This window comes from Erwinia mallotivora (assembly GCF_000590885.1).
Classification (GTDB): Bacteria; Pseudomonadota; Gammaproteobacteria; order Enterobacterales; family Enterobacteriaceae; genus Erwinia; species Erwinia mallotivora.
In genome coordinates, this window is sequence record NZ_JFHN01000016.1 from 1 (window position 1) to 10095 (window position 10095).

The 10095-nt window shown below is 48.3% G+C and carries 12 protein-coding genes and 1 rRNA gene; 6 read left to right on the forward strand and 7 right to left on the reverse strand.

Annotated features, from left to right (window positions below):
• Window positions 1-171 (reverse strand): 16S ribosomal RNA (locus tag BG55_RS01075); the annotation flags it as partial.
• Window positions 172-674: 503 nt separating this feature from the next.
• Between BG55_RS01075 and BG55_RS01080 the strand changes: the two genes are divergently transcribed.
• Complete coding sequence (locus tag BG55_RS01080; protein ID WP_034933341.1) at window positions 675-1229, forward strand: gamma carbonic anhydrase family protein; 555 nt, start codon at window positions 675-677, stop codon at window positions 1227-1229.
• Here the strand turns inward: BG55_RS01080 and BG55_RS01085 are convergent.
• Genes BG55_RS01085 through dprA form a run of 6 tightly spaced genes read right to left on the reverse strand, consistent with a single transcriptional unit; the run spans window position 1205 to window position 4997 of the window.
• Window positions 1205-1456 (reverse strand): DUF1488 family protein, encoded by a 252-nt coding sequence (locus BG55_RS01085; protein WP_034933347.1) that lies wholly within the window; start codon window positions 1454-1456, stop codon window positions 1205-1207. The two genes, BG55_RS01080 and BG55_RS01085, sit on opposite strands and share 25 nt — an antisense overlap.
• Window positions 1453-2274 carry a shikimate dehydrogenase gene (aroE, locus tag BG55_RS01090; RefSeq protein WP_034933351.1) on the reverse strand — a complete coding sequence of 274 codons (822 nt, stop codon included), beginning with the start codon at window positions 2272-2274 and terminating at the stop codon, window positions 1453-1455. Before aroE ends, BG55_RS01085 begins: the two co-directional genes overlap by 4 nt.
• A 5-nt stretch (window positions 2275-2279) precedes the next feature.
• On the reverse strand, window positions 2280-2852 hold the full coding sequence (gene tsaC, locus BG55_RS01095; protein ID WP_052018640.1) for an L-threonylcarbamoyladenylate synthase type 1 TsaC: 573 nt from the start codon (window positions 2850-2852) through the stop codon (window positions 2280-2282).
• Window positions 2842-3399: a DNA topoisomerase family protein gene (locus BG55_RS21630; protein ID WP_071994958.1), complete on the reverse strand. Its 558-nt coding sequence runs from the start codon at window positions 3397-3399 to the stop codon at window positions 2842-2844. The genes tsaC and BG55_RS21630 overlap by 11 nt, the downstream gene beginning before the upstream one ends.
• A 28-nt stretch (window positions 3400-3427) precedes the next feature.
• Entirely contained in the window at window positions 3428-3901 is a 474-nt protein-coding gene (smg, locus tag BG55_RS01100; protein ID WP_034933355.1) for a DUF494 family protein Smg, read from the reverse strand.
• Window positions 3873-4997: a DNA-protecting protein DprA gene (gene dprA, locus BG55_RS01105; protein ID WP_034933359.1), complete on the reverse strand. Its 1125-nt coding sequence runs from the start codon at window positions 4995-4997 to the stop codon at window positions 3873-3875. Before dprA ends, smg begins: the two co-directional genes overlap by 29 nt.
• Window positions 4998-5114: 117 nt before the next feature.
• On the opposite strand from dprA, the gene def reads away from it, so the two are divergent.
• From def to mscL, 5 genes are all read left to right on the forward strand, one after another.
• Window positions 5115-5624 carry a peptide deformylase gene (gene def, locus BG55_RS01110; protein ID WP_034933363.1) on the forward strand — a complete coding sequence of 170 codons (510 nt, stop codon included), beginning with the start codon at window positions 5115-5117 and terminating at the stop codon, window positions 5622-5624.
• 24 nt (window positions 5625-5648) lie between these two features.
• On the forward strand, window positions 5649-6590 hold the full coding sequence (gene fmt / locus BG55_RS01115) for a methionyl-tRNA formyltransferase (protein ID WP_034933367.1): 942 nt from the start codon (window positions 5649-5651) through the stop codon (window positions 6588-6590).
• A gap of 47 nt (window positions 6591-6637) precedes the next feature.
• Window positions 6638-7927, forward strand: a complete 1290-nt coding sequence (gene rsmB, locus BG55_RS01120; protein WP_034933370.1) for a 16S rRNA (cytosine(967)-C(5))-methyltransferase RsmB — start codon at window positions 6638-6640, stop codon at window positions 7925-7927.
• Between the two features lie 55 nt (window positions 7928-7982).
• The gene (trkA, locus tag BG55_RS01125; protein WP_034933375.1) at window positions 7983-9359 is read left to right on the forward strand and encodes a Trk system potassium transporter TrkA; all 1377 of its coding nucleotides are present in this window, start codon (window positions 7983-7985) and stop codon (window positions 9357-9359) included.
• 129 nt (window positions 9360-9488) lie between these two features.
• Window positions 9489-9905, forward strand: a complete 417-nt coding sequence (gene mscL / locus BG55_RS01130; protein WP_034933379.1) for a large-conductance mechanosensitive channel protein MscL — start codon at window positions 9489-9491, stop codon at window positions 9903-9905.
• Window positions 9906-10095: the final 190 nt, after the last annotated feature.

The window sequence follows — 10095 nt, forward strand, 5'->3', positions numbered from 1 at the left end:
TAGCTACCGTTTCCAGTAGTTATCCCCCTCCATCGGGCAGTTTCCCAGACATTACTCACCCGTCCGCCACTCGTCACCCGGGGAGCAAGCTCCCCTGTGCTACCGTTCGACTTGCATGTGTTAGGCCTGCCGCCAGCGTTCAATCTGAGCCATGATCAAACTCTTCAATTAAAAGTCTGATTTGCTTCAACTCGTGAAGCGGTGCTCAGGGAAAACCGTAATGAATTACGTGTTCACTCTGAGGCTTGATATTTTTTTGCATCCTAAGATGCGGATATCAACCCTGTGAGTGCCCACACAGATTGTCTGATAAATTGTTAAAGAGCGGTGCAACCGGCAGCGCTGCTGCTGTTGCGAGGTGGCGTATATTACGCTCTCCTCCTTCAGAGTCAACTTCTTTTTTAAGAGGTTTTCTCCGGCGGCTCAGCGTTGCTGAACCTCCTGACCCGCTGGCTTCTCAGCCGCTGTTCCGTGTCAGTGGTGGCGCATTATAGGGATCTATTTTAAGAGAACAAGCCTTTTTTCGATCTTTCTTATTCATTGATTGATTTTAATTCATATTGCAGAAATACCGGACGATCTCCACAAAATATCTGCCTGTTTATCAGCAGATATTGATCACCATTCCCATCCGGCACTACGCTTAGGCATTCTTTCTTATAGCTGAGGTAGTTATGACCAGAAATATACGTCGATATAAAGATGCTTACCCACAGCAAGGTCAGAGAGTCATGATTGATGAATCCAGCGTTGTGGTTGGCAATGTATGGTTAGACGATGATGTAAGTATCTGGCCACTGGTTGCTATTCGCGGTGATGTAAATCGGGTAGTTATTGGTAAACGTAGCAATATCCAGGACGGCAGTGTTCTTCACGTTACCCATAAATCGGCAGCTAACCCTGAAGGTAATCCGCTTCTTATTGGTGAAGATGTAACTGTCGGGCATAAAGCCATGCTACATGGTTGTACAATCGGCAACCGTGTTCTGGTCGGAATGGGATCTGTTCTGCTGGATGGGGTAATAATTGAGGATGATGTAATGATTGGTGCCGGGAGCCTGGTTCCTCCTGGTAAGCAACTGAAAAGTGGCTTTCTTTATTTAGGTAGTCCGGTAAAACAGGTACGCCCGCTAACAGAAGAAGAAATCAAAAACCTGCTCCGTTCATCAGACAATTATGTCGGCTGGAAAAATGACTATCTTGCTCAGGAAAGCCAGAACCTTCCCTGATCATCCTCATGACCTGCTTTGATCATCGCTTCAGCTTCATCCTCCAGATCCCAACGATGCTGACGGAAAAGATCTAATACCGTTCCTTCACTACCAAAACGGTGGATCACTGATTCGCCGCTGATAAAGCAAATGACCTGGAAACCATCGACCAGAGCAGGGAAGCAGATCGCTTTGAGAACATCATCCCACTCCTCCAGATCAGGAAACTGAACAGACTGATTCATGCGCTAAGCTCTGCCTTAAGAATCGCAATTGTCGGGGTGATATCAGGAAGCTGACCATGCCACAAAAAGAAAGAATGGGCAGCCTGTCCCACCAGCATTCCCAGACCATCCGCCAGTTGGGTGGCACCGTGCTGCCTGCACCAACTGAGAAAGGGTGTCAGACCAGCCAGATAAAACATGTCATAGCAGCGTGTATGCTGATTAATTAAGGCAGGAGGCAGCGCGGGAACATCTCCGCTCACACCGCTGGATGTCGCATTGATAATTAAATCAAAGCACTTCCCCTCCAGTTGCTCCAGCTCACAGGCATGAATTGCACCAGCTTGCTGAAAAAAATCCGCCAGTTTTTTGGCTTTGTGAGAGGTCCTGTTAGTGATGGTCAGGGAACAGCCAAAAGAGAGTAATGGCAGGATCACACCGCGTGATGCTCCACCCGCCCCGACAAGCAGGATCCGATCGTTCGGCTTGATCAACTTCAGTCTTTGAAGATCGGTTAGCAGGCCAATTCCATCGGTGTTATCCCCAAGCAGGCGACCATCCTCCAGCTTCTTGAGGGTATTTACAGCACCCGCGGCAGATGCACGCGGCGTGAGTTCATCCACCAGCTCATAAGCCTTTTCTTTAAAGGGCAAAGTCACATTGGCGCCACCTCCCTCTCCAGCAAGGAAATCCGTTATTGATTCGGCAAAAGCATCAATCGGAGCACAGATGCGGCCATAAGGATGAATGATTCTCATCTGCTCAGCGAACAACTGATGGATGCGCGGAGACTTACTGTGATTGATCGGATTACCGAACACCGCAAATTTTCGAGTCATTGTGGTTATCCCTGACGGATGAGTTTGCCAGTTAAAGCATCACGAATTTCTGACGGATTGATACGCCCTCCTGTTTCTGCCAGCAAAACCGGGAACGCTTCGCCAAACTGCTGGTGAACTTCTGCCGCAGTTCGACATGGAGGTAACGTCGTAAGATTGGCACTGGTTGATACCAGAGGTTTATTCACTGACAGGCAAAGCCGCCTGACCTCAGGATGGTCACTAACTCTGACAGCCAGTGAATCAAAGCTACCGGTGAGCCAGCGAGGTGTCGTTGAGCGGGCAGGTACAACCCATGTCACCGGACCAGGCCAACAAGAGAACATACGCGCCTTCTGTTTTTCAGAAAGTTGTACGTCGTTAAGATAGGGCTGCAATTGCTGGTAATTTGAAGCAATCAGAATGAGTCCTTTTTCAACAGGACGTTGCTTTAACGCCAGCAGAGCCATTACGGCTGACTCGTTGTCAGGATCGCACCCCAGACCAAACACAGCCTCAGTGGGATAGGCAATAACGTTTCCTTTCCTGAGTTGCGCCACACATAAATCGAAAGAACCTGACAGAAACTCATTCTTCACTGCTATTTCCTGCTATGACTGGCTTTCCACAGGCCTTACTGGCGCAATATCGCCTGGCTCCATGCGCCGTTTTTTTTTCAATTAATAGTGGGTAGTGACAAAACTCACACTCACCTTCTACAGGGGTGAAATTACAGACAAACTGGCAGTCCGGATACCTGTCACAGGCGTGGAACGTTTTGCCGTAGCGTGAGCGACGCTGAACAAGTTTGCCATTATGACATTGCGGGCAGGCAATTGTGGTTTCGTCAGGCTTGTCAATCAGCTCAGTATGCTCACATTCAGGATAGTTGCTACAGGCTATAAACATTCCGTAGCGCCCCTGGCGAAGAACCAGTACCGCCTCGCATTGCGGGCAGTGCTGCCCATCCAGAGCCTTAACAATATGACCTTCAACCTGATTTTTTAACGGACGATTAAAGTCACATTCGGGGTAATTTGAACATCCAAGGAAAGCGCCATGTTTCCCCGAGCGAATTACTAATTCTGCCCCACAGTGGGGGCAGGGTTCACCTTTTCGCACAGAAAAAAGCGCTGTTTTATTCATAACCTTCGTACATGCACGAGAAAAATCCTCAGTGCACTGTTCCTTCATTGACGTCGAAAAGTAGCTCTTCCATCTGCTGATAAGCGTTTTCACATCCGGGGATGTTAAATAACACCATCAGCACAACCCATTTAAGATCTTCAAGATCAAACTCAAGGGTATCCAGCGCCATAATACGTTCAATAACCATTTCACGGGTTTCAAGATTTAGTACCTGGATTTGCTCCAGGAACAAAATAAAACCACGGCAATTGGCATCCAGACGCTGACTCTCTTCCTCGGTGTAGATACGCATTGATAATGGATCGGTGGCTAACAAAATCGGAGCGACAAGGCCGTCCTGATAATCAGCCAGCTTTTCCAGCCAGTTCAACGCATTATATATATCTTCACGATGAAAACCGGCATCGGTTAGATCATCAGTTAATTTATTCTGGTCAACCCGCATTTCTGCTTCGTTGTGGATATACGTTTCAAACAAGTACATTAGTACGTCGAACATGGCTTGCCCTCCTCAATCGGACATAGCCGCCGGGTACAGCTGCGATCCACCCTGCTAACTCCAACTCAAGCAGCTTAGCTACGATGGTTGGCACAGGTTGGCCGGCACGTTCAGCGACGACGTCAACAGGTGTAACCTCATCTCCTACGTTAGCCAACACATCAGCAAATGGCAATGGAGTATTGTCCTGCGAAGCAGAATATATTGTTGATTCTTGTGTAACAGGTAGCCATTTCAGGTCACTCTGTAATTGTTCGAGGATAGAATTGGGGTGCGCGGTAAGTAAAGCACCCTGCTGGATAAGCCAGTGCGTCCCTTCGCTCCCGGAATTACCAATTGCGCCAGGAACAGCATAGACATCGCGATTCTGCTCTAACGCCAGTCTGGCGGTGATTAGTGAACCGCTTTTTAAGCCCGCCTCAATTACCAGTACCCCCAGGCTAAGACCACTGATTATTCGGTTACGGTGCGGAAAATTTCGGGACAGTGGCGGCGCTGAAAGCGGAAACTCAGAAACTAATGCGCCACCACTGGCGATAATTTCCTGAGCCAGCAAACTATGCTGCCGTGGATAAATATGATGTAAGCCGCATCCCATAACTGCCAGCGTTTTTCCTCCAACCTCCAACGCACCGCGATGAGCAACACCATCAATACCCGCCGCCAAACCACTGGTAATCGTGATGCCATTCAGTGCAAGGGCTTGTGCAAAATAGTTCCCCCAGTTACGGCCATAATGTGAACAATTCCGACTTCCAACAATGGCTATCTGCGGTGACACCAGCAATTCAGGATCTCCTTGCACAAAGAGGAGAGTGGGATAATCGGAGATGGCTTTCAGGCGCTCCGGATAGAAGGGACTGTTAAAAGCCAGCAGATGATTTTTGGGGTATTCAAGCCAGCCAAGCGTCGCCTGAATCGTTGCCTCATCACGTTGTAAGAAACCTTGTATCTGCCCGGCATCCAATCCTGAAAACTTCAGCGCATCCTTTACCTGAATACCAGGCTGCTCGAAGGCATGAATAATATCGGTATACTGTTGCGCTTCTAATCCCCTGACGGCTGACAGGCGCAGCCAAATCTCTGCTGACGTCATTAAACAATCCTTGTGATGACCTTCCCCAACATAGCGGCAATGCTGTCAATCACCGACTGAAATGTCTACAATGGGAGGAATAATTCTCTCATCCCCTGAACACAGATCTGGAAAGTTATGTCAGTTTTGCAGGTATTACATTTTCCCGACGATCGTTTACGCATCGTTGCCAGGCCAGTAAAAGAAGTGAATGGCGAAATTCAGCGTATCGTTGATGATATGTTTGAAACGATGTACGCCGAAGAGGGTATTGGACTGGCGGCAACCCAGGTCGATATTCACCAACGTATTATCGTGATTGACGTTTCTGAAAATCGCGATGAACGGCTGGTTTTAATCAATCCGGAAATGCTTGAAAAAAGTGGAGAAACCGGTATTGAAGAAGGTTGCCTCTCTATTCCTGAGCAGCGTGCGCTGGTCCCTCGCTCTGAAAAAGTTAAAATTCGGGCACTGGATCGCGACGGTAACAGCTATCAGCTGGAAGCAGACGGACTGCTGGCTATCTGCATTCAACATGAAATGGATCATCTGGTTGGTAAGCTCTTCATTGATTATCTTTCACCAATGAAGCGCCAGCGAATTCGCCAGAAACTGGAAAAACTTTACCGCCAAAACGCTCGCGACTGATGAGCCTCCAGATAAGGGAATTTCGTGTCCAATCTGAACATTATCTTCGCCGGTACGCCTGATTTTGCAGCGCGTCATCTCGATGCGCTATTGTCATCTGGTCATAACCTGGTAGGCGTTTTTACTCAACCTGACCGCCCGGCTGGCCGTGGCAATAAAGTGACCGCCAGCCCGGTTAAGCAACTGGCAGAGCTGCACAACCTCCCCATTTTCCAGCCTCAATCTTTGCGACCGGAAGAAAATCAGCAGTTGATTGCCAGTCTTAAAGCCGATGTTATGGTTGTCGTTGCTTACGGACTGATTCTCCCTGCACCAGTACTGACCATGCCAAAACTGGGATGTATTAATGTACATGGTTCACTGCTGCCAAAATGGCGCGGAGCAGCACCCATTCAACGTGCATTGTGGGCGGGAGATACTGAAACCGGCGTAACTGTTATGCAGATGGATGTAGGGCTGGATACCGGCGATATGCTGTATAAACTGTCCTGTCCCATTGAAGCCGAAGATACCAGTGCCACTTTATACAACAAACTGGCTGAGCTTGGCCCTGCCGGGATGCTGGCCACACTTGAACAACTTGCTTACGGAACGGCAAAGCCAGAGGTTCAGGATGAAACCCTGGTTAGCTATGCAGAAAAACTCAGCAAAGAAGAAGCAAAGCTGGACTGGTCACTCTCCGCTATACAGTCAGAACGCTGCATCCGTGCGTTTAACCCCTGGCCTGTTAGCTACTTCACTATCGAAGGTGAGCCGATTAAAGTGTGGAAGGCCTCAGTGATGCCTCATGTTGATGCTCAACCAGGTGAAGTATTGCAAGCAGATAAGCGCGGTATTCAGGTGGCAACGGGTGAGGGTGTCCTGTTACTTGAAGAGTTGCAGCCAGCCGGTAAAAAAGCCATGAAGGCCCAGGATTTACTGAATTCCAGACGTGACTGGTTCATCCCTGGCAATATTCTTGCCTGATATTTTGCCCGTCAGCCTGACGGGCGAATTTTGATTTGCGATTGCTAATGAAAAAAAATTTAAACCTGCGTGCTCTGGCTGCCCAGACTATTGAAAAAGTCGTCGAACAAGGCCAGTCATTAAGTAACGTGCTTCCTGCCTCACAAAAAGCGCTATCTGAAAAAGACTCGGCTTTGTTACAGGAGCTTTGCTATGGCACGCTTCGTACATTGCCACAGCTGGAATGGATCATCGGGCAGTTGATGGCACGGCCGATGACCGGCAAGCAACGCGCCATTCACTTTCTGATCATGACGGGACTCTATCAGCTGATCTTCACCCGTATTCCAGCCCATGCCGCACTGGCTGAAACAGTGGAAGGGGCGATTACCCTCAGACGTCCACAGTTAAAAGGCCTGATCAACGGCGTACTACGTCAGTTTCAGCGTAAGCAGGAGGAACTGATGCAGACGATGAACAGTGGCGATCAGCAGTACCTTCATCCGCAATGGTTGCTCGCTCGACTGAAACGCGCCTGGCCGGAGGAGTGGCAAAAAATTGTTGCTGCCAATAATCAGCGGCCCCCAATGTGGTTGCGTGTGAATCGTCAGCATCACAGCCGCGATAGCTGGCTTGAGATACTGCAAAAAGAGGGGAAAACGGCTGAACCTCACCCCGAACATCCTGATGCCCTCCGGTTGGAAACCCCCTGTGCGGTTTCTCAGCTCCCCGGCTTTGATAAAGGTTGGGTGACGGTACAGGATGCATCAGCACAGGGTTGTGTGGCACTCCTCGCACCTCAGGATCATGAGTTTATACTTGACCTGTGTGCCGCTCCGGGTGGGAAAACAACGCATATTCTTGAAGCTGCCCCCCAGGCCAGGGTGATGGCTGTCGATATTGATGCTCAGCGGCTGACGCGAATCAACGAAAATCTTCAGCGCCTGCATATGAGCGCAGAGGTAAAACTCGGAGATGGGACTACACCGGAAAAATGGTGTGGTAACGCGCAATTTGATCGCATTTTGCTGGATGCACCCTGTTCCGCCACAGGCGTGATTCGCCGCCATCCCGATATAAAATGGCTGCGTCGCGATCGCGATATAACCGAGCTTGCAGCTCTCCAGCAGCAGATTCTTGATGCTGTCTGGCCGCACCTGAAGTCCGGCGGTGTTTTGCTGTATGCAACCTGCTCAGTCCTACCAGAAGAGAATCATCTGCAAATTGCCGCTTTTTTGAAGCGCCATAGCAACGCCAGGCTTGAGAATATGGGCAGCATTGACCAACCGGGTAAGCAGGTATTTCCTGATCCTCTGGGTGGTGATGGTTTTTATTACGCAAAACTGACTAAAAGTTAAATGCCAGGTCGGTCTGACCGACCCCATCTGACCCTTAACAGCAGACTGAAGCCCAATGAAAATAATTATTCTTGGAGCCGGCCAGGTTGGCGGCACGCTCGCTGAAAACCTCGTGGGTGAAAACAACGACATAACTGTAGTCGACACAAATGGCATTCGCCTGCGTCAGCTACAGGATAAATTCGATCTACGTGTCGTTCAGGGACATGGTTCTCACCCCAGAGTACTGCGTGAAGCGGGTGCTGAAGACGCTGACATGCTGGTTGCAGTGACCAGTTCAGATGAAACCAATATGGTAGCCTGTCAGGTCGCCTACTCCTTATTCAACACGCCTAATCGTATTGCCCGTATCCGGGCGCCGGATTATATCCGTGATGCGGAAAAACTTTTTATTCCTGAAGCTGTTCCTATTGATCACCTGATCTCACCTGAACAACTGGTGATTGATAATATCTACCGACTTATCGAATATCCAGGTGCGCTACAGGTCGTAAATTTTGCTGAAGGCAAAGTCAGCCTGGCTGTCGTTAAAGCGTATTATGGTGGGCCTCTGGTAGGGAATGCTCTTTCAATCATGCGCGAACATATGCCGCATATTGAAACTCGCGTTGCTGCTATTTTTCGTCAGGATCGCCCCATTCGTCCGCAAGGTTCAACCATTGTTGAAGCAGGTGATGAAGTCTTCTTTATTGCCGCCAGTCAACATATCAGGGCAGTAATGAGTGAGTATCAACGCCTTGAGAAACCGTACAAACGCATCATGATTGTTGGTGGTGGTAATATTGGTTCAGGCCTGGCTCAGCGGCTGGAAAAAAATTACAGCGTTAAATTAATCGAACGGGACCAGCAACGTGCCGCTGAGTTGGCTGAAGTTCTGCAAAATACAATTGTATTTTATGGCGATGCTTCCGATCAGGAACTTCTTGCAGAAGAGCATATTGATCAGATCGATCTGTTTATCGCTATTACCAACGATGATGAAGCCAATATTATGTCTGCAATGCTGGCTAAAAAGATGGGCGCCAAAAAAGTCATGGTGCTGATCCAGCGTAAAGCTTATGTTGACCTCGTTCAGGGAAGCGTAATCGACATTGCGATTTCGCCACAGCAGGCGACTATTTCTGCACTGCTGGGACATGTCCGCAAAGCGGATATTGTAGGGGTATCCTCATTACGTCGTGGGGTTGCAGAAGCCATTGAGGCGATTGCGCATGGTGATGAAACAACTTCTCGGGTAGTGGGCAGGCAGATCGAAGATATTAAACTGCCTCCGGGAACCATCATCGGTGCGGTGGTGCGTGGAGATGATGTATTGATAGCCAACAGCAATCTGCGCATTGAACAAGGCGATCACGTCATTATGTTTCTTACTGATAAAAAGTTCGTTCCGGACGTTGAACGCCTTTTTCAACCCAGTCCCTTCTTCCTTTAAATCAGCCTGCGATGGCGCTGAATACGTACCGTTGATAAAAGGGCACGCTACAGAATTTATTAACAATTGCCATGGCAAAAGTGCTGTCGTTTGTTAGACTTAAAAATTGGCACAGGAAAGGAGATAACAATGAGTTTATTCAAAGAGTTTCGCGATTTTGCAATGCGAGGTAATGTTGTTGATTTGGCAGTCGGTGTCATCATCGGCGCTGCTTTTGGAAAAATTGTATCCTCTCTGGTGGCAAACATAATTATGCCGCCACTGGGATTATTGATAGGTGGTGTCGATTTCAAATCATTCAGTTGGGTCTTAAAACCTGCTGAAGGTGATACTCCTGCCGTAGTAATGCAATACGGTGTATTTATTCAGACTATTTTTGATTTCGTTATTGTCGCATTTGCCATTTTTATGGCGATTAAATTGATGAACAAACTTTATAAGAGAAAAGAAGTAGAAAAACCGGCACCAAAACCGACCGCAGAAGAGCTGCTGTTGACTGAAATACGTGATTTACTCAAGCAACAGCAAAACAACGGCCAGCTTTGATTTTCCAGATAAGACGCACATGTGAATAAGCGTTAACATTTATATTAGTGGATGATGCATTTTTATTGAGAAAGCCAGTGGTAAAGCTGTCTTTACCTGTATTAGTCGCGACTTGATCTGACATATAGCCTTGAAAGGTTGAGAGTTACCGGTTTTGATATGGGTGTCGAATCCTTATACAAAACACGAG